28 protein-coding genes and 1 tRNA gene are annotated in these 21,994 nt (G+C 65.6%); 12 read left to right on the forward strand and 17 right to left on the reverse strand.

The genetic code is table 11. The annotated features are described in order from the left end of the window. Window positions 1-10 precede the first annotated feature (10 nt). The 5 genes from EAH76_RS16765 to argH are packed head-to-tail and all read right to left on the reverse strand — an operon-like array spanning window position 11 to window position 4,626. Complete coding sequence (locus EAH76_RS16765) at window positions 11-961, reverse strand: zinc transporter ZntB (protein WP_140851429.1); 951 nt, start codon at window positions 959-961, stop codon at window positions 11-13. Continuing rightward, window positions 958-1,752 (reverse strand): precorrin-2 dehydrogenase/sirohydrochlorin ferrochelatase family protein, encoded by a 795-nt coding sequence (locus tag EAH76_RS16770; protein ID WP_241659757.1) that lies wholly within the window; start codon window positions 1,750-1,752, stop codon window positions 958-960. The genes EAH76_RS16765 and EAH76_RS16770 overlap by 4 nt, the downstream gene beginning before the upstream one ends. Then, on the reverse strand, window positions 1,722-2,999 hold the full coding sequence (gene lysA / locus EAH76_RS16775) for a diaminopimelate decarboxylase (RefSeq protein ID WP_140851430.1): 1,278 nt from the start codon (window positions 2,997-2,999) through the stop codon (window positions 1,722-1,724). The genes EAH76_RS16770 and lysA overlap by 31 nt, the downstream gene beginning before the upstream one ends. Window positions 3,000-3,013: 14 nt before the next feature. Further along, the gene (locus tag EAH76_RS16780) at window positions 3,014-3,259 is read right to left on the reverse strand and encodes a hypothetical protein (protein WP_140851431.1); all 246 of its coding nucleotides are present in this window, start codon (window positions 3,257-3,259) and stop codon (window positions 3,014-3,016) included. Then, window positions 3,256-4,626: an argininosuccinate lyase gene (argH, locus tag EAH76_RS16785; RefSeq protein WP_140851533.1), complete on the reverse strand. Its 1,371-nt coding sequence runs from the start codon at window positions 4,624-4,626 to the stop codon at window positions 3,256-3,258. The genes EAH76_RS16780 and argH overlap by 4 nt, the downstream gene beginning before the upstream one ends. 16 nt (window positions 4,627-4,642) lie before the next feature. Here argH and EAH76_RS16790 point away from each other — a divergent pair, with 16 nt between their 5' ends. The 3 genes from EAH76_RS16790 to EAH76_RS16800 are packed head-to-tail and all read left to right on the forward strand — an operon-like array spanning window position 4,643 to window position 7,126. Then, complete coding sequence (locus EAH76_RS16790) at window positions 4,643-5,203, forward strand: TlpA family protein disulfide reductase (RefSeq protein WP_140851532.1); 561 nt, start codon at window positions 4,643-4,645, stop codon at window positions 5,201-5,203. Window position 5,204: 1 nt separating this feature from the next. Further along, the gene (locus tag EAH76_RS16795) at window positions 5,205-6,107 is read left to right on the forward strand and encodes an ATP-grasp domain-containing protein (protein ID WP_140851432.1); all 903 of its coding nucleotides are present in this window, start codon (window positions 5,205-5,207) and stop codon (window positions 6,105-6,107) included. Then, window positions 6,107-7,126 carry an LLM class flavin-dependent oxidoreductase gene (locus tag EAH76_RS16800; protein ID WP_140851433.1) on the forward strand — a complete coding sequence of 340 codons (1,020 nt, stop codon included), beginning with the start codon at window positions 6,107-6,109 and terminating at the stop codon, window positions 7,124-7,126. The genes EAH76_RS16795 and EAH76_RS16800 overlap by 1 nt, the downstream gene beginning before the upstream one ends. Window positions 7,127-7,241: 115 nt before the next feature. Here EAH76_RS16800 and EAH76_RS16805 read toward each other — a convergent pair whose 3' ends face one another. Genes EAH76_RS16805 through EAH76_RS16815 form a run of 3 tightly spaced genes read right to left on the reverse strand, consistent with a single transcriptional unit; the run spans window position 7,242 to window position 10,998 of the window. Next, on the reverse strand, window positions 7,242-7,619 hold the full coding sequence (locus tag EAH76_RS16805; RefSeq protein ID WP_140851434.1) for a YdbL family protein: 378 nt from the start codon (window positions 7,617-7,619) through the stop codon (window positions 7,242-7,244). Further along, a complete protein-coding gene (locus EAH76_RS16810) occupies window positions 7,619-7,852 on the reverse strand; it encodes a YnbE family lipoprotein (protein WP_194151026.1) in 234 nt (77 codons plus the stop codon). The genes EAH76_RS16805 and EAH76_RS16810 overlap by 1 nt, the downstream gene beginning before the upstream one ends. Beyond that, a complete protein-coding gene (locus tag EAH76_RS16815; protein ID WP_241659758.1) occupies window positions 7,849-10,998 on the reverse strand; it encodes an intermembrane phospholipid transport protein YdbH family protein in 3,150 nt (1,049 codons plus the stop codon). Before EAH76_RS16815 ends, EAH76_RS16810 begins: the two co-directional genes overlap by 4 nt. A gap of 225 nt (window positions 10,999-11,223) precedes the next feature. Between EAH76_RS16815 and EAH76_RS24870 the strand changes: the two genes are divergently transcribed. Then, window positions 11,224-11,427, forward strand: coding sequence for an Arm DNA-binding domain-containing protein (locus tag EAH76_RS24870; protein WP_431357998.1), 204 nt, complete (start codon window positions 11,224-11,226; stop codon window positions 11,425-11,427). 784 nt (window positions 11,428-12,211) lie between these two features. Here the strand turns inward: EAH76_RS24870 and EAH76_RS23995 are convergent. From EAH76_RS23995 to EAH76_RS16830, 3 genes are all read right to left on the reverse strand, one after another. Further along, window positions 12,212-12,601, reverse strand: coding sequence for a DUF5615 family PIN-like protein (locus EAH76_RS23995; RefSeq protein ID WP_161989077.1), 390 nt, complete (start codon window positions 12,599-12,601; stop codon window positions 12,212-12,214). After that, window positions 12,601-12,789 (reverse strand): DUF433 domain-containing protein, encoded by a 189-nt coding sequence (locus EAH76_RS16825; RefSeq protein ID WP_161989078.1) that lies wholly within the window; start codon window positions 12,787-12,789, stop codon window positions 12,601-12,603. The genes EAH76_RS23995 and EAH76_RS16825 overlap by 1 nt, the downstream gene beginning before the upstream one ends. Window positions 12,790-12,867: 78 nt before the next feature. Continuing rightward, entirely contained in the window at window positions 12,868-13,245 is a 378-nt protein-coding gene (locus tag EAH76_RS16830) for a MerR family transcriptional regulator (RefSeq protein ID WP_161989079.1), read from the reverse strand. Window positions 13,246-13,336: 91 nt separating this feature from the next. On the opposite strand from EAH76_RS16830, the gene EAH76_RS16835 reads away from it, so the two are divergent. Further along, window positions 13,337-13,924 carry a hypothetical protein gene (locus tag EAH76_RS16835; protein WP_140851437.1) on the forward strand — a complete coding sequence of 196 codons (588 nt, stop codon included), beginning with the start codon at window positions 13,337-13,339 and terminating at the stop codon, window positions 13,922-13,924. Window positions 13,925-14,448: 524 nt separating this feature from the next. On the opposite strand, the gene EAH76_RS24560 is transcribed toward EAH76_RS16835, so the two are convergent. Next, window positions 14,449-14,610 (reverse strand): hypothetical protein, encoded by a 162-nt coding sequence (locus EAH76_RS24560; RefSeq protein WP_241659759.1) that lies wholly within the window; start codon window positions 14,608-14,610, stop codon window positions 14,449-14,451. Between EAH76_RS24560 and EAH76_RS24565 the strand changes: the two genes are divergently transcribed. The 5 genes from EAH76_RS24565 to EAH76_RS16855 all read left to right on the forward strand — a co-directional run bounded on the left by EAH76_RS24565 (window position 14,609) and on the right by EAH76_RS16855 (window position 17,833). Then, entirely contained in the window at window positions 14,609-14,761 is a 153-nt protein-coding gene (locus EAH76_RS24565; RefSeq protein ID WP_241659760.1) for a hypothetical protein, read from the forward strand. The genes EAH76_RS24560 and EAH76_RS24565 overlap by 2 nt on opposite strands. Before the next feature lie 13 nt (window positions 14,762-14,774). Continuing rightward, complete coding sequence (locus tag EAH76_RS24570; RefSeq protein ID WP_241659761.1) at window positions 14,775-15,761, forward strand: hypothetical protein; 987 nt, start codon at window positions 14,775-14,777, stop codon at window positions 15,759-15,761. An 89-nt stretch (window positions 15,762-15,850) separates the two neighbouring features. Continuing rightward, window positions 15,851-16,597: a hypothetical protein gene (locus tag EAH76_RS16845; RefSeq protein WP_140851438.1), complete on the forward strand. Its 747-nt coding sequence runs from the start codon at window positions 15,851-15,853 to the stop codon at window positions 16,595-16,597. A 179-nt stretch (window positions 16,598-16,776) separates the two neighbouring features. After that, window positions 16,777-17,499 (forward strand): class I SAM-dependent methyltransferase, encoded by a 723-nt coding sequence (locus EAH76_RS16850; RefSeq protein ID WP_140851439.1) that lies wholly within the window; start codon window positions 16,777-16,779, stop codon window positions 17,497-17,499. 136 nt (window positions 17,500-17,635) lie between these two features. Beyond that, a complete protein-coding gene (locus tag EAH76_RS16855; RefSeq protein ID WP_140851440.1) occupies window positions 17,636-17,833 on the forward strand; it encodes a hypothetical protein in 198 nt (65 codons plus the stop codon). Between the two features lie 12 nt (window positions 17,834-17,845). Here the strand turns inward: EAH76_RS16855 and EAH76_RS16860 are convergent, their stop codons facing one another. From EAH76_RS16860 to EAH76_RS16875, 4 genes are all read right to left on the reverse strand, one after another. Then, a complete protein-coding gene (locus tag EAH76_RS16860) occupies window positions 17,846-18,097 on the reverse strand; it encodes a hypothetical protein (RefSeq protein WP_140851441.1) in 252 nt (83 codons plus the stop codon). A 96-nt stretch (window positions 18,098-18,193) separates the two neighbouring features. Further along, window positions 18,194-18,388 (reverse strand): hypothetical protein, encoded by a 195-nt coding sequence (locus EAH76_RS16865; RefSeq protein ID WP_140851442.1) that lies wholly within the window; start codon window positions 18,386-18,388, stop codon window positions 18,194-18,196. A 101-nt stretch (window positions 18,389-18,489) separates the two neighbouring features. Beyond that, entirely contained in the window at window positions 18,490-19,236 is a 747-nt protein-coding gene (locus EAH76_RS16870) for a hypothetical protein (RefSeq protein WP_140851443.1), read from the reverse strand. Window positions 19,237-19,374: 138 nt separating this feature from the next. After that, window positions 19,375-19,448: transfer RNA gene (locus EAH76_RS16875), tRNA-Gln, on the reverse strand. A 183-nt stretch (window positions 19,449-19,631) separates the two neighbouring features. Here EAH76_RS16875 and EAH76_RS16880 point away from each other — a divergent pair. Continuing rightward, window positions 19,632-20,732, forward strand: a complete 1,101-nt coding sequence (locus tag EAH76_RS16880; protein ID WP_194151027.1) for a Ppx/GppA phosphatase family protein — start codon at window positions 19,632-19,634, stop codon at window positions 20,730-20,732. Next, complete coding sequence (locus tag EAH76_RS16885; protein WP_140851444.1) at window positions 20,729-21,430, forward strand: RlmE family RNA methyltransferase; 702 nt, start codon at window positions 20,729-20,731, stop codon at window positions 21,428-21,430. Before EAH76_RS16880 ends, EAH76_RS16885 begins: the two co-directional genes overlap by 4 nt. Window positions 21,431-21,606: 176 nt before the next feature. Here EAH76_RS16885 and rpoZ read toward each other — a convergent pair whose 3' ends face one another. Further along, the gene (rpoZ, locus tag EAH76_RS16890) at window positions 21,607-21,951 is read right to left on the reverse strand and encodes a DNA-directed RNA polymerase subunit omega (RefSeq protein ID WP_140851445.1); all 345 of its coding nucleotides are present in this window, start codon (window positions 21,949-21,951) and stop codon (window positions 21,607-21,609) included. Between the last annotated feature and the right edge of the window lie 43 nt (window positions 21,952-21,994).

A 21,994-nucleotide genomic window follows, 5' to 3' on the forward strand; every position in this document is an offset into this window, starting at 1 on the left:
GCCGCCGGTCTCAGCCGAACCAGCGCTTCGCCGAGAAATATCCGATGATGCCGAGCGTGATCGCGATGCAGATCCCGCCGATCACGTCGAACGCCCAGGGCTCCTTGGCGAACGGCAGCCCTTCGACGTTCATCCCGTACAGCCCGGTGAGGAAGGTCAGCGGCAGGAAGATCAGCGCGACGATCGAGATCAGCAGCGAGCGCGAATCGATCTGTTCGGCGCGCAGGTCGGTCAGCGCCTCGTGCATCAGTGCCGAGCGTTCGCGGATCGCCTCCAACTCCTCGGCCATCCGCGCAGCACGATCGGCGGCGGAGGCGAGGTGCAACCGATCGTCGTCCTGCAGCCAGTCGCACGGCAGCGAGGCGAGCTTTTCGAGCGCGGCGCGCTGTGGTGTCAGGAAGCGGCGATAGCCGATTGCGGCGACGCGCACCTTGGTGACGCCGCGGCGCAGTTCGAACACCTTGTCGCCGTCGAGATCGGCCTCGCAATCGTCGAGGCTGTCGCCGAGATCGGCGACCTCGGGATCGAGCTCCTCGGTGATCGCCACCGCGAACTCGGCGATCAGATCGCCGGGATCGCGGATCGTGCCGCCTTCGATCTGCTTGATGACGTCGTCGACCGCAGTGACCGAGCGCCGCGTCACCGAGATCACCCGCCCCGCCATCGCCCAGATGCGTAGCGACGCGAGCGGGTCCGAGGTCGTCATCGCCTCGTTCGATCGGCCGCGCAGATTGAGGAACGCGCCGTCGCCGAGCGCCTCACAGCGCGGCCGCGACTCGCTCGTGGTCAGCGCGTCGACGACATAGCCGGGGACCTTGGCGACATCGCTCAGCCACGCCTGCGCCTGCTCGTTATTGCTGGTGAGATGCACCCAGATGAGATCGCCCGGCGTCTCGAGCGCCTTGGCGATTTCGACGCGTTCGGCCTTGCCGTCGGCGACCCGGTACGCAAATCCACTCATGCCCATTCCACCCAAATCGTCAGCCCCGCTTCGCGCGTAACGGGCGGCGTGTCGCAGAGGATCCGCACCGCATCGGCGCGCGCGCGGTCAAGGATCGCGGCGGGTACGTGCGCGGGGGCGTAGATCCGATCGGCAAGCGCAAGCGCGCGTGCCTCGCCGAGCGTCAGATCGTCGGGATCGGCCGAGCGCAGCCGCAGCGGGACGAGCCGGTCGATCGGTGCGGTGGGCGTCGCCAGCCACGTCTCGACCGCCTCGGGCGGTGCCGCGAGCGGATCGAGCGCGCCCCCTTGCGCGAAAGCGGCGCCCAGCGCACGGCGCCGCGTATCGAGCGCCGGGAACGCGAGCCGGATCGCCGCGCGCAAGGCGTAGAGCCGGTCGGCAAGCGGCCCGAGCGTCGCGGGGAGCAGCGCCTCGAGCCGCTGGCGCAGCGCCGCCGCAAGGCCCGCCGACGCGCCGCCAGTGCCGATCGCGATCAGCACCGGGCTGCGGTCGATGATCGCGGGCAGCGTGAAATCACAGCGATCGGGCCGGTCGACCGCGTTGATCAGCACGCCGCGCGCCTGAAGGCGGGCAATCGCCGCCTGCGCCTCGGCCTCATCCTCGATCGCGACGATCGCGAGCGCGGCGCTAGCCTCCTCGCCGACGATCACCGCACCCGCGCGTTCGAGCAGCCGGCGTTTCGCATCGGCCGGCTCGCCTTCGCCGAGCAGCATCACCGGCCGGCCCGCCAGCCGCACGAACAGCGGCAGGCTGTGCAGGCTCACGCCGCGGACGCTTCGGGCTTCAGCCATTCGGGAACGCGCTCGGCGGCGAGCACCGTCTCGGGCAGGATGCGGTCGGCGACGACGGCGAAGCGGTCGCCATCGACGAGCACCTCTGCCACCCAGGCGCGGCTGTTGTAGGTCGACGACATCGTCGCGCCATACGCGCCAGCGGTGCGGAAGATCGCGAGGTCGCCACGCTTCACCACGTCGATATCGCGTCCCATCGCGAAGGTGTCGCCGGTCTCGCACACCGGCCCGGCGATATTGGCGGTCATCCGCTCGCCGGTCGGGCGGACCGCGGCGAAATCGTGCCACGCGTCGTACATTGCGGGCCGCGCGAGATCGTTCATTGCGGCGTCGACGATGACATAGGGTGTCGGTACGCCCGGCTTGACCCAGATCACCTCGGTCAGCAGTACCCCGGCATTGCCGGCGATGAAGCGGCCGGGTTCGAACATCAGCCGGACGCCCCAATCCTTGGTCACGCGCGCGACCATCGCGCCATATTCCACGGGACTCGGGAAGGTCTCGCCCGCGCGATACGGAATGCCGAGCCCACCGCCGAGATCGACGCGCTCGATCGGATGGCCGGCGGCGCGCAGTTCGGCGACCAGCGCGCCGATCCGCGCATAGGCCGCCTCGAGCGGGCCGAGCTCGCTCAACTGGCTGCCGATATGCATCGCCACGCCGCGCATCGCGAGCCCGGGCAATGCCGCGAGCCGCGCGAAGATCGCGGGCGCCTGGTCGATCGGCACGCCGAACTTGTTCTCGCGCTTGCCGGTCGAGATCTTAGCATGCGTACCGGCATCGACGTCGGGATTGACGCGCAGCGTCGCATCGGCGCGCAGCCCCCGCGCGGCGGCGATCTGGGCGAGCACGACGCCCTCTTCCTCGAGCTCGAGGTTGAACTGGCCGAGCCCGACGTCGAGCGCGGCGTTCAACTCGGCGTCGGTCTTTCCGACCCCTGAGAAGACGATATCGGCGGCCGGGATCCCCGCCGCCAGCGCACGCGCGAGCTCGCCGCCCGAGACGACATCGGCGCCATAGCCGGCCTTCGCGAGCACGCGCAGCACGCCGAGATTGGGGTTGGCCTTGATCGCATAAGCGAGGTGGACGTCGCCCGCCCCCGCCAGCCCTTCGCGGAAGGCGCGCGCGTTCTGCTCGAACATCGCGGACGAATAGACATAGACCGGCGTGCCGACCGCTTCGGCAATCGCCGCGAGCGGCACGCCCTCACAGTGCAGCGCGCCGTCGACGAGCGAAAAATGATCCATCGAATGAAAGCCTGTCAGTTGGGAGGCGGAAGGCTGAACTCGTCGCTCCGGCGTTCCGCGGAATTGGTGAGCACCTCGTCGCTGCGCAGCGGCCGTTCCTGGTTGGTCGGTTTGAGCAGCTGCGCGGGGGTCGGCGTTTCTTTCGCGCCGTACGGCGCGACGGGGAGCGATCTCCCCTCGGCCGGTTTCAAGCTCGACGCCGCACCGCATCCGGCGAGCAACAGCGCCACGCAGAACCCCAGAGCCAGACCGTGCTTCATGCCGTCTTCCTCCCACGCGCCGCCGCGATCGCCGCGCGGACCCGGACCGGCGCGGTGCCGCCGAAACTCACGCGGCTGGCGACCGAGGCATCGACCGACAGCACGTCATAGACGCGCTCGTCGATCCGGCTGTCGATCGCCTGCAAAGCGGTCAGCGGCAGCGCATCGAGCTTGAGCCCGAGCGCCTCGGCGCGCGCGACCGCCTGGCCGGTGATGTGATGCGCCTCGCGGAACGGCACGCCGGCTTCGCGCACCAGCCAGTCGGCGAGATCGGTTGCGGTGGCAAAACCCGCCTCCGCCACTTCGCGCATCCGTGTGGTGCGGAAGGTCGCGCTCTCGACCATCCCGGTCATCGCCGCGATCGACAGGCCGAGCAGATCGTGCGCCTCGAACACCGGCGGCTTGTCGTCCTGCATGTCCTTCGAATAGGCGAGCGGCAGGCCCTTCATCGTCACCATCAGCGCCGTCATGCAGCCGAGGATGCGCCCCGCATGGCCGCGCACCAGCTCAGCGGCGTCGGGGTTGCGCTTCTGCGGCATGATCGAGCTGCCGGTCGACCATTGATCCGACAAAGCGACGAAGCCGAACGGCTGCGACGCCCAGAGCACGAATTCCTCGGCCAGCCGCGACAGGTGCAGCGAACATTGCGTCGCGCAAGTCAGATATTCGATCGCGAAATCGCGGTCGGACACACCGTCGAGCGAGTTGCGCGTCGGGCCGTCGAAGCCGAGCGCCGCCGCGGTCATCTCGCGGTCGATCGGGAAGCCCGTCCCCGCCAGCGCCGCCGAGCCGAGCGGCGACAGGTTCATCCGCTTGCGCGCATCGGCGAAGCGGCTGCGGTCGCGCGCGATCATCTCGTGATACGCCATCAGATGATGGCCGAGCGTCACCGGCTGCGCGCTCTGCAAATGCGTGAAGCCGGGCATCACGCTATCGGCATGCTCTTCGGCGCGTGTCAGCAGCGCGTCCTGGAAGGCGGCGAGCGCGGTCTCGACCTCGTCGATCGCATCGCGCACCCACAGCTTGAAATCGGTCGCGACCTGATCGTTGCGCGAGCGCGCGGTGTGGAGCCGCCCGGCGACCGGGCCGATCGCCGCGGCGAGCCGCGACTCGCTCTGCATGTGAATATCTTCGAGCGCCATATCCTCGGCGACGCCGTGCGCCTCGTAATGCGCCGCGACCACGTCGAGACCCGCGGAAATCGCCGATGCATCGTCGGGCGCAACGATTCCGGTCGCGCCGAGCATCGCGACATGCGCCTTCGACCCGGCGATATCCTGCCGCCAGAGCCGCTTGTCGAACGGGATCGAGGCATTTATCGACCGCATAACCGCGGCCGGACCCTCGGCGAAGCGCCCACCCCACATCGCATTGGACGTGCCCATGTTGTTTCGCTCGGTGATCGCTTCGGTCCTGCTGCTCGTGCTTGCCGGGTGCGATAAGCAAGTCTCGTCCAACGGGCAAGCGGAGGTCGCAGCGAACACCACCGCGCCCGCCGCCGCTACGCCCCCGGCCGAGGCCAGCAAGATCGATCGCAGCCACAAGGGCGAGGCCGCGCCGACGCTTTCGTTCGAGGACCCGACGGGGAAGAAGACCAGCCTCGCCGCGTTCAAGGGCAAGCCGCTGCTCGTCAACCTGTGGGCAACGTGGTGCGGGCCGTGCGTCAAGGAGATGCCGACGCTCGACCAGGCCGCCGCGACGATCACCGTTCTGCCGATCAGCCAGGACAAGGACCGCCCGACTGTCGCCACCTTCTTCGCCAAAGAAAAGTTCACGCGGCTCCAGCCGTATCTCGACAAGGAATTGGGCTTCAGCCTCGCGTACAATGCCAGCCTGCCGATGAGCATCCTGTTCGATTCGACCGGCCACGAGGTATGGCGCAGCACCGGCGGGATGGACTGGACCAGCGCCGCCGCGAAGGCCGCGCTCGCCGAGGCGAAGTAACATGGCCGATCTCGCGATCCTCTACGAGCATCCCGCCTGGTTCACGCCCCTGTTCGCAGCGCTCGACCGGCGCGGCGTCGATTATGTCGCGGTGACGCCCGACGGCGCGTTCGATCCCGCAGACACGACCCCGCCCGCGCGGCTGGTGTTCAACCGGATCGCGATGTCGAGCTTCCTGCGCGCGAGCGAACATCCGATCTTCTATGCGACCGCGTTGCTCGACCATTGGCGGCGCGGCGGCGCGACGATCGTCAACGGGCCCGAAGTGCTCGCGATCGACTCGTCGAAGGCGCGGCAATTGTCGCTGATCGCCTCGCTCGGCCTGGCGATCCCGGCGACGCGCGTCGTCCACCGTGGGGCGGACGTCGTCGCGGCGGCGCAGGCGATCGGCTTCCCGCTGGTCGTAAAGGCCAATATCGGTGGATCGGGCGCGGGGATCACGCGCTTCGATAATCTCGCCGAGCTGCGCTACGCGGTCGAGGCGGGTGAATTGCCGAGCAGCGTCGATGGCGTATTGCTGGTGCAGGATTACGTCCCCGCACGTGACGGCCGCGTCACGCGGATCGAGACGCTCGACCGCAAATTCCTCTACGCGCTCGACATTGCGGGGGGCGGCGCGTTCGATCTGTGCCCGGCCGACGCCTGCGTCGACGATGCCGCGCCTATCGCGATGGTCGCGACCGACCCCGGCCCCGCCTTGCGCGACGCCGCCGAACGGATCGCGCACGCGGTCGATCTCGACGTCGGCGGGATCGAGGTGATGATCGACGACCGCGACGGACTTCCACGCTTCTACGACATCAACGCGCTGTCGAACTTCGTCGCCAAGCCGCACGACGTGCTCGGCTACGATCCGCACGACCAGCTGGTCGACTATCTGCTCGCCCGACTGGGGGCCCTGTGATGCGCTACGGTTTCTGGATGCCGGTGTTCGGCGGCTGGCTGCGCAATGTCGCCGACGAGCCCGAGGCGAGCTGGGCGTACGCCAAGCGCCTCACGCAGCGCGCCGAGCAGATCGGGTACGACCTGACGCTGATCGCCGAGCTCAACCTCAACGACATCAAGGGAATCGAGCAGCCCGCGCTCGACGCCTGGTCGACCGCCGCCGCGCTCGCCGCGGTTACCGAGACGATCGAGCTGATGGTCGCGGTGCGGCCGAACTTCCACCACCCTGCGCTGTTCGCCAAGGCGGCGGCGAACATCGACCAGATTTCGGGCGGGCGGCTCGCACTCAACGTCGTCTCGTCCTGGTGGGCCGACGAAGCGAAGCAATACGGTCTGCAGTTCGACCAGCATGACGATCGCTACGCGCGCACCGACGAGTGGCTGCAGGTGGTCGATGGACTGTGGACCCAGGAGCGCTTCGACTTCACGGGCCAGTTCTACCAGACCGAGCAGGCGATCTGCGCGCCCAAGCCCGCGCACAAGCCGGTCATCTATGCCGGCGGCGAGAGCGAGAAGGCCAAGGCGATGATCGCCGCGCGCTGCGACGCCTATGTCATGCACGGCGACCCGGTCGAGGCGATCGCGCCGAAGATCGCCGACATGGCGGCGCGGCGCGAAGCCGCCGGTGGCGCGCCGATGCAGTACGGCATGGCCGCCTATGCGATCGTCCGTGACAGCGAGGCCGAGGCGCGGCGCGAGCTCGCGCGGATCACCACCGTCACAGATCTGCCGGCGGGCTATGCCAATTTCGACCAGTGGCTATCGGGCACGCAGTTGGAGCGCGAACTCAAGCTGCAGGAATATGCGGTGTCGAACCGGGGGTTGCGGCCCAATCTGGTCGGCACGCCCGAGCAGCTCAAGGAGCGGATCGCCGAATATGAGGCGGCGGGGCTCGACCTGCTGCTGCTCCAGATGAGCCCGCAGGAAGAGGAAATGGAGCGCTTTGCAGCGCAGGTGATCGGGACCGTCGCGGACTAGCGCTCGCCCCCCCACGTCACCCCGGGCTCGTCCCGGGGTCCACCGTGCCTCACACGCACCAGCCGCAATACGCGCGGCTCAGTGGACCCCGGGACGAGCCCGGGGTGACGGCGGGTCAAATACAGCGCGAATCGCGCTCCGGAGCCCCAGCGCCCCGCGTCTTCCACTGGCCATCAGGCCCCTTGTACTTCTCGCCCGGCGCGGTCTGGCCGATCAGGTTGCAGCCGCTGGTGAAGGCGAACTGCTCGACCGTCGCGCCCGAGCTCGCGCTCTGCTGCGTATAGGCGGCCTTGCGCTGGATGTTGATGTTGTTGACCAGCGCACGCACCGCCGGGCTCGCGCTGCCGACCACGCCGAGATAACCGTCGGGCTGCTCGCCGACCTCGCCCGCCGAGCGCGCCGCCTGATAGGCCGGGTCGCGCTGCGCGAGCGCCGCGGACGCGCTGCCGAACACCGCCAGCGCCAAAACCATCTTCAAGACCATGCGTGCCATCAGAAAATCCCCGGTTTGGACTGGATCAAACTCTTCGCCTGACCATCGAGACGATAGACCACTTCCTGCGTCACGCTGATGTTCAGGTTGATGACGATCGGCTTGTCGGGCGCGGTCACCGTGACGCAGCCGCCCGGCACCCAACACACCGCCAGCGCGGTCAGCCTCAAAATCCTGCTCATCGGCGTCGTGGTCGGGCGATCTGCGGTCTTCGTCAATGCTGTTTCGGTCATGGCACGATCCTGCTGTCGGAAGGCTGAATGGGGGGAGCCGCGCGCTTGCTCTGCTCCTCGAGCAAGGAGGGCAGATTGCGCTCGATCAGGCGCCGCGGATCATAGAAGCTCTGCGCCGAATCGATCAGCTGGCGGAAGGGCGCGGTGATCTTGACGTTGAACACCAAGGGCAGCTTCTGCAGCCGGTCGAACAGGAAGTTGCGCTTGGCGCCCGCCCCCTGCCCGATCCCGGCGAAACGCACCTGGGTGATCATCTCGCCCGCGAGCGGACCGTTCATCACGATCTCGAGGCTGCGATAGCGCAGTGACTTCAACGCCCGGAACGCGAAATTGCCCCAGAAGCCGACATCCTTCTGCGTCAGCTCGCCGACATAGGCGACCGTTCCTCCGCCCGGCTGCACGACGAGCGTGCCGCCCTCGATCCGCCCGCCGGTCGCATCGAACACCATCGGCAGCGACCCGTCGAACACCCCCGTCGCGTTGAGATTCTTGAAGTCGAACTGCTGGAGAAACTCATCGGCCTGCATCCCGGCGACCCTGAAGGTCAGCCGACGCTCCTGCGCGCTGCCGAAATCGAGCACCGTCGGGTCTAGTGTCAGAGCACCTCGCGCGAACGGCCAGCGCCCCTGCTCGACCGCGATCCGCGTACCGCGCAGCAATTGATAGCGCACCACGCCGTCATTGACCGCGATCCCCGGGTTGAGCGTCTTGATCGTCGCGACCTGCCCCGGCGCACTTTCGAGCGCGAGCAGGTCGGTGAAGTGGATCTCGCCCGCAATCCCCGTCGCCGGGCCGAACGCGGCGGCGAGATCGGTGCCGGGGGTGCGGAACACGCCGTCGCTCGTCAACGCTTGAGGCGTCCAGCGGATATGCCCCGCGCCCGACACGGTGCCGACGACATTGGCGATCACGCCGTACGTCAGCAGCGTCAGCTGGTCGGGCTGGAATTGCGGACCGAAGGTGATGCCGGGAACGGTGAGATCGGCATGGCCCGCCCCGCTGCCAAGATCGTGCGCGATCGCGACGTCGGCGATCCTGACGGCCTTGGTCGGTTCGAACAGCGTGCCGGTCGCGGTGATCGCGTTCCCCACAAGCGTCAGCGCGACGCTGCGTGCAGCGAGCGGCTTGAAGCGCGGGTCGGCAGCGCTGTCGGCAACCATCAGGCCGCCGTCGAGCGCCAGCCGATTCGCCGCGAACCGCCAGTTTCCGGCGGCCGATGACAGCAAGAGCGGCACCGCGCCCATCTGGCCGCCCGCGCCGTCGAAGCTGCCCGCGAACCCCGCAGCCGTCAGGCTCCCGCTAAGCGTCGCGACATCGAGACGCGTCTGACGCTCGGGCGTCCCCAGTCGAACGCCGAGCCCGGCGGCGGTGAAGCGCCGCGCACCCAGCAGCCATTCGCCATGCTCGAGCGTCACGGCAGCCGGCGCCGCGCCGAGCCGCCCGGCTAGGCGAACCGGCCCAATCGCCCCGCCCCCGCGTATCGCGCCCTGCTCGAGCCGGAACAGCGCCCCATCGCGCGGGCACAGCGTCACGCTCGAGCGCGGCAGATCGAGCCCGCCCGTCTGCAGCCGCTCGAACGCGAGCGGCGCGCAGGCGGGGTTGAGCGTCAGTCGAGCGCCGCCGTCCCAGCGCGCGTCGAGCGGAAGGCTGAGCGCGGTCACCTGGCCGGTGCCGATCGGCCCGCTGAGCGCGACCCGCGTCGTGATGTGCGTCACGCCGGTGCCGGTTGCGGTAAAATCGATCGGCGACAGCGCCAATCGTGCGCTGCCCGCCGCATAGGCCGCGACGATGGCGCGGCCGGTCAGCGGCGCGCCGAACCCGGCCTGCCGTAAGCGGAACTGCGCGCTCGGCAGGCCGCCGCCGCTCACCGTCATGCTGCTGTCGATGCGCACGCCCCCCGGCCAGCGATACAACAGGCCCTCCCCGCCCGCGAGCGTCGCCCGCGCGCCCGATGCCGCCGCGAAGCCGAGCCGCGAGACGAGCACCTGCCCGCGCCCCGGATTGATAATCGTCGAAAAGCGCGCGTCGAGATCGCCCGACCGTGCCGCCGCACGTAGCGCATCGACCGCGCGCGCGACGATCGGCCCGACGGGTGTCCCCACCCCCGCATTGCGCCATGGATCGAGCCCCGCGCGCCACGCGGCCGGCAGCCGCGCGCCACCGGCTTGCGCGCGCCCATTGAACGCAAGCCCGCCGCCCGCATAGCGATACTGCCCGACAATCGACGTCCGCGACGCGCTGATTCCGGCGGCCGCCGCATTGCCCGACTGCAGATCGACGCGGCCCGCGACGTCGCTGGCAGACCCGGCGAAATCGACCGTCCCCGCCACGCTGCGCAGCATCGCCCCGCCGCCCTCGAGCGCCGCGATCGCCAGACGGGCCGATCCCTGCCCGCTATCGAGCCGCGCTGCGAGCATGGCGGACAAGTCCGCGCGCGCCCAACGAACCCGCGCGCCGCCGCAGTCGCCACGCGCGAGCGTGACGGGTCCGGCCAGGCTCGGCCGCGCGTCGCGGATCTGGACCTGCAGCACCGCATCGACCGCCTCAAACCGGCAATCGCCGAAATCGAGCCGCGCCGCCGCCGCCCCGAGCGTCCCGGCAAAGCCGTCATCGAGCCGCCCCGCCCCGGTCAGATGCACCACGACCGGACCATGCGGCGTCGCCAGATCGATCCGGCCATCCGCGACGCCCAGATCGATCGCGGGAAGCGCGAACGGCTTGCCCGACGACGCCGGCAACAACCGATCGATCACGCCGAACGAGACCTTCCCGCCCGCAAGCGTCGCCCGCAGCGCGACCGGACCGACGCGAATCGCGCTGACGCTCGCGCCGGTAAAGCCCAGGCTGGTATCGACCTCGACCCAATCCGCGCGCAGAGCGGGGCGGCGCGGGTCGCCGAGGCTAAGGTTGGTCAGCCGCTGCGTGCGCAGCCCGATTCGTTCGATCTCATAGCGCGCCGGGATCCCGCGCGCGGCGAGCGCATCGTCGATGAAATGTTCGGCAACGGGTTTGCGCGCCAGCCACAGGGTCGCCACGATCGCCACGAGCAGCACCAGCACCGCGGCCGCCAGCCGCCAATAGCGTGGGCGGCGGTGCGGCGGCGCTGCCTCTGCAACCGCCGCTGCGCTGGGGACACCGTCAGTCACGCCCCACCCGTATTGCGTGGGGCGATCGGCCGCAAGCCGTGGTGGCGGCCGACCCAGAGCGGAAAGGTTTGGAAGTCGCTGGATGCCCTGTGAGGACTATAAGTAGATTTTCGCCAACATTCGCCACTGACCGCAAATGCCCTGAGCGTTCTCGCTGCGTTCCGGTTTGAACTTCGCCACGTTCCGCTAGTGTTCGCCGGTAACCGCGCTAAAGTGTGGTATCGGATGTGGGGCCATTGTAGTAAGCTAACCGTTGCCTTCGTGAAGAACGCCAAGCCTGGTCGTCACGGGGACGGCAAGGGCCTGTGTCTCGTCGTGAAGCCGTCCCGTGGCAAGTCCTGGGTCCTGCGCATCCAGCACGGCGGCATGCGCCAGGATATAGGCCTTGGCTCAGTCGACCTATCGGTGCGTTCGCCTGAAGGGTGCTGAGAGTCCGAGAAGTTGTCGGTCCTTCTACGGCGTGATCTCACGCTCGCTGAAGCTCGGGAGCAGGCCGATGAGCTGGGGAAGTTCGCGAAGTCGGGTCGCGACCCGATTGCCGAGCGAGATCGCGACCGTGCAGCCACGCCCGACTTCAAGCGGCGGAATTCGCGCACGCCGCGCTTAAGGATGGATGGGAGGCGACCCGACGCACATGGCGGTATTCCAAACCCGGCTCGATGAGTATCAGGATCCACGAGACCCACGCGAAGTGCTATTAGATATTGTAAAAAATCAGGGGTGAAATGAAGAGGACGAGCGGCTTCTGGCGAAGCTATCGGCCGCGCAATTTGAAGACTTAATCGAAGCAACCGAGAGGAAGGAACTGCGACAAGTGATTCAGATGGCATTGAGGATGGCCGCTCATCGCGGCATCGGTACGGGAATCCACGGGCCACTATCCGAAGCGCTCACGCGGATAGCATCGAAATCTCCCCTTCGCGAACGGCGGCTACGTGGGTGGGGTTTCGTTCCTCCGCCCCAAGCGCAACCAGATCCGTAAGCTCCCGATAGTTATGGTCGAGGAGATTAAGCCAGCGCTCCACTTTGTCGGCTTCCGGAGCCACAAATATCTTCGGCTGTGCAGATATGAGGGAAGCCCGACTTCATTCACCCAGCCTGGGATCGGTGGGCGCAGCAGGACATGCACCCCAGCGACAAGGTTATCTTCGCGCGAAGGACCGAGGCGGATCCGACGGCGCGGTTCACGGGAGTGAGCGGGCCTAGTGTCCGCTCACGCCCTAAAGCGCACATTGCCGAGCTTCACGAACGCGATCGTGCGCGGCGCGTTTGTCTGCAAGCAATGCGCCCATTGTAATTCGATCAGGTGGAGATCCTCTTTAAGAGCGGGAAGCAAGGTGTGAGATGCCCCGCTCAACGAAATGCGACTCAACCTTTCGAACCGCTCCTGTTGAAAACGTTGGCTGTTGAAGTCCTTGTCCTGCGTGATCAGAATGCGGCCAGTCCTGAGATAAGTCACTGCTACCACGGGGTCGGGCGAATCAGCAGGGGTCGGAAAGCGCTGACGCTTAACGCTATGACCACGCCGCTGGAGATATTTTCCAATCGAATCGGGGACATTGTTGTCGAGGAAAAATTGCAACCTAATCGTCGCAGTTACCATTAGGCGGCGACCGACTCCGATAGATAAGACAGTACTGCTTCGACATCTCGCACGGTGATGTCCAGGTATTCTTTTACAATCTTGGCTGCCGAATACCCTGCGTTGGCAAAGTCGCGGATCGCCGCAACAGAAACACGATTCCCGGCAATTACAGGCTTGTTTTGAGCAACGAAGCGAGCTTCAATCACTTGGCCGACGAGTTCGTCGCGATTATTGCGCTCTTTTACAGCTTTGCGTGTGATTGAAATGACAACGCGGAGCGGGATTTAGAACTCGCGCTGGCCACTGGCGATCTCCTGCCGGACCTTGGTCCGAGGATCGACGAACACGACCCATTTCCCGAGCACGTATAGAGTTGTCACAGTCCACCTTGCGTCACCGAGGTGGGCAAGTTCGGCGGAAACTGCGCGCAGATGCCTCAGAGGGATCCGCTTCGTATTGCGCAGGTCATTCAGCGCGCGAAGCGTAACGATATCGCGGAACGAGTAGATGCGGCCGAACGGCACCCCCTTCGCTTCGCTAAAGCTGGGCAAGAAAAAGCAGTTCGAATCCCAAGCTCTAAGCTGGTTCAGGGAGACGCCAGACAGCTGGGCTGCCTGGTCCTCGCTGCAGGCGCTAATGATGTTTTCTGCTTCGCTTATCACCCGCCTGCAACGCCTCGATCGCAAGCGCTATACCACCGGGTCGCGAATGAAAAGTTGAAGCATTTCGATTTCTCACTGGCGACACCGACGCGTGCTCCAGACTGCTCGCGCCCGCGGGCAGCATCATTCGGTCGTGGTCGCGCACATTGCGCAGTTCAACACAAACCCCGACGGCTTGGTCAACGCGGGGCACGACATGCGCGAGTTGATCAGCACCGACGCGACGCGCGGACCGCACCAGGGCGTGATCGAGACGACGCTGATCGAAGAGTGCGCACTGCCGCCGGAGCCGCTCGAGCGCGCGGTGATGACCGCGGCGTTCCTCGTCAAATATTACGGCGAGGGCGGGCAGCACCAAGCCACCGACCGGCCACTCGACGTGGTAATCACCAAGGCGCGTTATGCCGTCGTCACCGTGACGATCGACGCGGTGACCTATGTCATCGTCGATATTTTCGTGCGGATGCTTAAGCCGCCCGAACTGGCGCGCGCAGGGCTTCCCCGAGGGCTGCGTGCTCGACCCGATCGTGCGGAAGTTCGTGCGCGGCAAGTGGGTCGAGCAGCGCCTGACCATAGCCGAGCAAATCAGCGCGATTGGCAACAGCGTCTGCCCGCCGATGGCGCGGGCGCTAGCGCGGCCAATCAGCCGGGGGCCGAAGAGATGAGGATAGCGGCATGATCGGGCGGCACACCGACAATCAAGCCGATGGCCGCCCTAGCTCCGCCGAGTTCTCAATGCAGGGAGAGCTGCTCGGAACTATGGTCGACAGATCATGCGGCGGATACCCCAATAAAGGGGGATTGACGCCCGCGCACGCGCTGAACGTGTCCCCCGAGGCGCAAATCGACACGCTGCGAATGGCGGCATGATCGGGCAGCGCACCGTTCACCAATCCGGTCGCCGCCCTGGCTCTGGCCAGTTCCGAGCCCCGGCAGAGCTGATCGGGAATATGACAGATGATCCGCGCGGCGCAACTCCCCCGGAATGGGGATTGACGGGCACCATTTTGCGCAAGGTAGGCGGATCCAATGGCAATCGATAACCTCTTCGCGCGGGGCGCGCGGATGGTCCACGAAGACGCGGTCGAGATGACGCTCGCGTCGCTTCGTGCCTACTGGGATCGGCACGAGCATGTCGTCGTCGCCTATTCAGGAGGGAAGGACAGCACGGCTACGCTGACGTCGCTGATCCACTTGATCGACTCAGGAGAGCTGCCGCAGCCGCAGCGCCTCTACGTGCTCTACGCCGATACCCGGCGGGAGCTTCCGCCGATCCAGGCGGCGGCCGAAATGATCATGGCGAAGCTCGCGCAACGCAACTGGATCAAGGTCATCGTCGTGCGCGCCGATCGCCAGGCGCTTCATGCCCTACACCCTCGGGCGCGGCGTGCCGCCGCCGAACAACAACACGCTGCGCTGGTGCACCCGCCAGATCAAGGTCGAGGCGATGGCGGTCGCGATGGAGCAGGTGCTCGTGAGCCTGCCCGGCACGCTGCACCATCACTGGCGTGCGTGAGGGCGAGAGCGCGGTGCGCGGCGGCCGCATCCGCATGTCGTGCTCGAAGGACGGGGCCGAGTGCGGCCAGGGCTGGTATCAGCAGACCTTACCGAACTCGCCGGAGATCCGCGGTCGGATCGCGACGCTCGCGCCAATCCTGCATTGGGGCGTCTGCATCGTCTGGGATTGGCTGAAGGTCTACGCGCCGCGCGATGAATTCTGCGGCTGGCCGACGGCGATCCTTGCCGATGCGTATGGCGGCGACGACGCGGTCGAGGTCAACGGGCGCACCGGCTGCACTGGCTGCCCGCTGGCGGCCGAGCATACCGCCCTGGCGGTGATCGTCGCGACGAAGGGCTGGACGCACCTGTCGCCATTGCTCGAGCTGCGGCCGATCTACCGATGGATGCGGTTGCCGGCGCAGCGGCTCCGGAAAGCTGGCGTCGAACGGCTCAAGAGCGGCGCGATCGCGAAGAATCCGCAACGCATGGGCCCGCTGACGCTCGAGGCGCGCGCGACGGCGCTGGAGCAGATCCTCGACATTCAGGCTCGGGTCTGCGCTGGCGCGATCGCCGCTGGAACACCGGCACGCGGCATCGACCTGATCAATGCCGAGGAAGAAGCGCTGATACGGGAACTGATCGCCGTGCGCACCTTCCCGGACAAATGGGAAGGCGATGAACCCAGCGCCGCCGCGGGGCTCGACAGCGTCTATGGTGACGGCACCGCGCAACCGATCCTTTTCCGAGACCTGGTGGGATCATGGCCTGCGAGCCGTCACTCTCCCGGGCGGCATCCGCGCGATCGTCTGTTCCTCGCGCAAGCGCTCGCGCTGCGCCTGCGGCCGCCCCGCGCAGCTGCTCTGCGACCGGAAGGTCGAGGGGCGGCACGTGCGACGCGCCGATCTGCGGGCGCTGCACGACGTCGCCGGCAGAGGGGAAGGATTTGTGTCCGACGCATGCTGAAGCGTTCCGCGCGTGGAAGGCGGGGCGATAAGGGTACGCCACCTGAAAAATGAATTTATCATAAGTTTGGCCGGTATAACGTTTGGTTCGTAGGACGAGCGATGAGGCTATCGCACGACGACGCAAATTCTGAGGATCACGAATGGCCTGTTCAAAATCGTCCCGTTTTTCAACACGAGAAATGACAGATGACGAACTTCTAGCGTCGTTCGACCAAAGCTTGACGACCTTGACGCATCTCGCGCAGACTCATGACGACGGATATCATCCGATTTGCCTTGCCATGGCTACAGAGGTCCACAAGATTTTGGCGGGCAATGGTTCCACTGCAAAGCTGCGCGGCACACGCGTCTTTCTAACCGTCGACTTTGGTGAAGAAAGCGAAATGCTCAACGCCATGCATAAACTCGTCGGCGCGCGGGTAACAGGAGCCGTCCCCGCCCTGGACTTCATTCCAGATTTTCAGTTTGGCCAGGATATCACTAATGCGCTGAAGTTCGGAGACTGGTGGAACACTGACGTGATTTACTGCGCCAGCGCTGCCATCCCCGGTGACAACCCAGGCGTGATCCCAATCAATGCAAGCCCATTGCTCCCTTTCGACAAACGGCAGACGATAAATAGGCGGGACTTCGTGAGTTTGCTTCGCAACAAACGGGGGGCACATCAAGACGATGACATGCCGCAACTACTCGACGAGCTTGAGACGTCGCGCTCCTGGGGGGTCTTTGAATGTCAGACGCCCGCTGGGGTGCTCAGCACGTTGAATGACACTCTTTTGACAGGCGCATCTATGATGGCGGCAATGATGCGCCAAATCGTCCACGAGGTTCTTTTGGCGTACGGCCGGGCCGCCCCTCCCGCCTTGGTGTGGGAGGTCGAGCAGTAGATGAGATGGAAACCCATGCGCGTCCCGATTGGATATAACGGGCTTCATCAGTCTAGCGACGGGTCATATCCTCCCGATCACGCTGCCGTTCGCGACCTGGCCCGCATGACCTGGCCCTTCGGCGACCTGCAGCCCTTCCGATACTACGGCTTGAGAAACCAGATTGTTAGGAATTCCCCATGCTCGCTTGGAAGCCCTGCCTGATCTGCACCTCGCGGCACACGGTCCACCTGCAGGAAATCTACCTGCAACGGCAAGAGACAACGACAGCTCAATATTACTGCATGAAATGCCGCTCGTTTTTCCACCAAAGCAATTACGCGGAAAACGATGAGGCGCACCGAAACGATGCCCAGTGGCTCGCCGACCATCCGAGCGTAGAGAACGAGATCATTGCCGAGGAAGTTGTAACGAGGCTCGGCGCGCGGCGCGTGTTCGAGGCGGGCTGCGGAGTGGGGGATTTGTTGCTTGCCGTCGAGCGCTTAGGGGCTGCGGCGCAGGGAGTTGACCCAAATCCCGAGGCGGTGATGGTGGCCCATCAGAAAGGCGCACGTGTCGAGGCCGGCTATTTCTCGACACTAGCGGACCCTGTTGATGCGATATTCGCGCTCGACGTAATCGAGCACGTTCCGGATCCGCGGCAATTTTTTCACCAGCTGCGGGATTCGGTGGTCGATAAGGGGATGATTATCGTTCGCGTGCCAGAAGTGAACGAAGCTGACTGGCATCACCTCGAAGGTGCAGATCGCGCGCGCGATCACGTCCATACTGATCCGTTCATCGATAACAGCGTCCATATTAATCACTTCTCGGCATATGGCCTGGAAATGATGGGTGAGTCTTTGGGGGCAAGGTATGGGGGCCGGATCGTTGGTGGATGTCATCTATTTCGGCGGCTGTAGACGCCGGACCGGTCGTTGACTCCGGCATTCCTGCCGCGCACGTTCTCGCGATGCAGCACTCCGACCGACCCGACCCCGATGTCGAGGCGATCGTACGCGAGATCGAGCGGCGCGGCCTCGACATTTAGGACCCGCGATGGCCGACGAACAATCCGCTGAGGATTTAGGCGCGCTCCGCTGGATGCAAGCCGCGGCGTTTATGGATCTGCATGGGGATATGTGGCTACGTCGGGCCATAGAAGGATTGAAATCCTCCGGCCGGGATGACAGCGACCATCACTGGGCGGACCTTATCAATAAGATGGGGGCGATCGCGCATTCGCCCAGGCAATAAGCCCGAACCGCCTCAACGAAGCTCGGCGTTAACAGCACAATCCTTCTCCAAGAGCGCCGAGACGATCCGGCTATCCGAGTTGTGACAGCCCTCCCACGGACGATCGCGCGGGTTCGATGCGGATTCCCAATATGCGCGCAAGTCGGTCTGATCGCGCGGGAACGGGTAAAGCACCCGCAGCGCTAGGCGGACGTCCGACGTGGCGATTGGCACGCTGGCCGCGCGGTAGGTCGCCGCGTGCAGCACGGTCAGGGCGAGGTTCATCAGGATCGTCTCGGCGCGCTTCCGCCGGAGCGCGATGCGGCCCTGGCGGAAGGGCAGAGCCTCGACTTGTGTGTTCTTGCTGCCGCAGCGCGCGTTCTAGCGAAATAGGCTGGCGCACACCGAGTCCCAGTCCAACGTATCGCGGTGTCGATTGCGATGCTGGATCAGCGCCTCGCGATCGCACATCGGGACATGGCCGCATTCGTTGCAGGTCACGCGCACCGCTGCCTCGATCCGGTGCAGGTCTGTCAGGGTTTTGATGGCGCCGACCATGGCCGCGGTGAAGCACATCGCGGCGCGATTCGGCTAGAACATTGTGAGAACGACCGGGATGGCGATCGAGACGATGCTCGAGCGTCATTGGGCGCCGGGGTAACTCCGAATAAGAAGCTCTACGGCTTCGGCCCTATCCGGCCGGTTCTCGTGGCCCACATTGGAAGAGCAGGCCGATAGTGATCGTAGACCCGGTCGTACCCCTGCACCTCATAATGCGACAGCTCGGTCCCCTCAATTTTCCTGATCAGGCTGCCGATGCTCGCATCGTGACGATGCTCGCCAAAGGAGGGGTGGTTCGGTACTATCGAAGGACTATCGTCAGAATATCGGTAGTTGTCCTCCACAGAGATGTCGCACCACCTCTGCATGATGCCTATGTTTCGAATGGTCGGCATCACGATGAAAAACCCAGCAGCTATCTGGGTTGTGAACATGACGGCACCGTTATTTTGCACGCCAAGGCGAACTGCTAGATCCGCTTTAGTCCAATGGGCTTCGATGTGCGTGTTGTAAAACGACAGCATCTTATGCGTCGACGAACGAACGATATCGAAATATTCTAACATGCGATTGCGACCGGCTGCGTTGATCGTGAAGCCGACATCGCTGTAGACGATGATGTCATCCGGAGCGGATTGCAGCATCGTCATCAGCACGATCCTCGGCTTCCAGATCCAGTAACCAAACCCCTGCTTCCGCTCGTGCACAAATTCGCCGTGTGCGAGCTTAAATTCCTCAGGCAACGAGGCAAAGTCGTAGATATCGATGGAGTCATACAACTCGATCGCTTCAGCCTCGGCCCGGAAATCCACGCCTCTGCCGGCGAACGCGCCATCCGCAAATGATACCAGTCGCAGTGCCATAGAGTATTGCCTCGATCGTCGCGCGCTGAGGGTAAGGCCGAAGCCACGGGCGCGGTCAAGCAATCCGAGTAAGTGTGGGATCGATTCGGAGAGCGACCCAGAATATAGCATAATCTCAAGCTCTTAAGAGCAAATGGCTGGATGCCCCGTGAGGATTCGAACCTCAATAGGCGGTATCAGAAACCGCAGTCTTACCATTAGACGACGGGGCATCAGCAGGGCGTGGGCCAAGCCGGGATCTACGGGGGTGTGCGGTGGCTGTCAACCGATCGCGTGACACATCCGTCGCATCGCTTGCCGCTAGTCGGGGCTTGAGCTAGGATCGCGCCCAAGCACCGAACGGCGCGCCATCCGGCGAGCCGCGACGGCAGAACAGAATAAGCGAGTATCACGGCATGGCGGATCGATCGCCGGAGGTGCCGTACCGGCAGGGAAAACCTGCCCGTTCGGCGCCGTCCAACGGCAAGCCCCCCGGCCGGCCGCCGGCCGCCAAGCCACCGGCGGCGCGCGGCGGCGTAGCGCGTGGTCGCGAACCGCGGCATTTCGCCGCGCTCGATCTCGGCACCAACAATTGTCGCTTGTTGATCGCGCGGCCGCAAGGCGACGGCTTCGCGGTGATCGATGCCTTTTCGCGAATCGTGCGGCTCGGCGAAGGGCTCGCCGGGTCGGGGCGGCTGAGCGATGCCGCGATCGACCGCACGATCGCCGCGCTGAAGATCTGCGCCGACAAGCTGCGCCGCCGCAACGTCACGCTGTCGCGCGCGGTCGCGACCGAGGCGTGCCGCCGCGCGAGCAACGGCGCCGATTTCATCGCGCGCGCTTATGCCGAGACCGGCATCCTGCTCGACATCATCACCGCCGAGGAAGAGGCGCGGCTCGCCGTGCTCGGCTGCCACTCGCTGATCGAACCCGGCGAGGACCCGGCGCTGGTGTTCGACATCGGCGGGGGATCGACCGAATTGGTGCTCGTCGACACGCGCTCCGAGACACCGCGCGTGCTCGACTGGCACAGCGCGCCCTGGGGCGTGGTCTCGCTGACCGAAAGCGCCGGCCACGGCCCGCCCGGCCAAGATGGCGGCCCCGAAGGCCGCGCCGCATCCTATGCCGCGATGCGCGCGCTCGTTACCGAGAGCATGGCGCCGTTCGCGGCGCGGCTGCCGCGCGGGATCCCGGTGCCGCGGTTGCTCGGGACGTCGGGGACGGTGACCACGCTCGCCAGCGTCCATCTCGGGCTGACGCATTACGACCGCGCGCAGGTCGACGGGCTAATCGTTCCCGCCACCGCGATGCGCCGGATCAGCAGCGACCTTGCCGGCATGGATTTGCGCGAGCGTGCGCAATTACCCTGCATCGGCACCGAACGCGCCGATCTGGTGGTCGCTGGGTGCGCGATCCTCGAGACGATCATGGATTTGTGGCCGGCCGAACGGCTCGGCATCGCCGATCGCGGCATTCGCGAAGGCATTCTCCGACGATTGATGGGAAGTACGGCATGAGCAACGACGGCGGCGGACTGCGCGTCCGCGTCAAGACGGCGCGCAAGCGCACCGCGCAATCGACGCGCTGGCTCGAGCGCCAGCTCAACGATCCGTACGTCAAGCGCGCCAAGGCCGACGGCTTCCGCAGCCGCGCGGCGTATAAATTGAGCGAGCTCGACGAGCGTTTCAGTTTCCTGAAGGGCAAGCGCCGCGTGGTCGATCTCGGGCTCGCGCCGGGTGGCTGGGCACAGGTCGTGCGGCGCCAGGTGCCCAAGGCGGCGATCGTCGGGATCGATCTGCTGCCGGTCGATCCGATCGAAGGCGTGACGATCCTACAACTCGATTTCATGGACGACGTCGCGCCCGAGCGGCTGATGGCGGGCCTGGGCGGGACACCCGACCTGGTGCTGTCGGACATGGCGGCCAATACCGTCGGACATCCGCAGACCGATGCGCTCCGCACGATGGGGCTGGTCGAGGCGGCGCTGGCGTTCGCGATCGACGTGCTCGAGCCGGGCGGCGCGTTCGTCGGCAAGGTGTTTGCGGGCGGCGCGGATACCGCACTCGTTGCCGAGATGAAGCGCAACTTCACGACCGTGAAGCACGCCAAGCCGCCGGCGAGCCGGAAGGCGTCGTCAGAATGGTATGTGGTCGCGCAGGGGTTCAAGGGTCGGGCGAAGGCCGGACCGATCAGCACCGACGACGAAGACGCTTAACCGCGTCTCGTAACCGCTCCCCGCGCAAGCCGAGGGGCGGGAATAGCCATGATCTTTGGAGTGGGTCACGCCGTGGCAAAGCCACATCGGCCGAGACGCGCGGGGACAAGCCCGCGCGGTCGCCGTCCGGGTCTAGGCTGATCCTCGGCTAACGGCTTTGCCGTTAGCGTCGGGCCTCAACCTTCGTAATCAGCACCCAGATTCTGGTTCCGCGGCGGCGCAGCAGCCGTGAGACGGAGCGCCTCGGCCGAAGCCGACAGCGAACCGACCGCATCGGCGACGTCGTCTTCGTCGACCTGTACGCGCTGCAGGCTCTGGATCACCGATTCCTTGAGCGTCGGCGGATGCACCATTTCATCGGCGATCTCGCGCAGCGCGACGACCGGGTTCTTGTCGCGATCGCGATCGATCGTGATCTCGGCACCGCCCGAAATCTGCCGCGCGCGCTGAGCGGCGAACAGGACGAGATCGAAGCGGTTGGGAATCTTGTCGACGCAATCTTCGACAGTGACGCGCGCCATGAACGGCTTCCTTCAAAACGACGATAGTCGGAAAGGCGATCAT

The organism is Sphingomonas glacialis (assembly GCF_006439055.1).
GTDB lineage: Bacteria > Pseudomonadota > Alphaproteobacteria > Sphingomonadales > Sphingomonadaceae > Sphingomonas > Sphingomonas glacialis_A.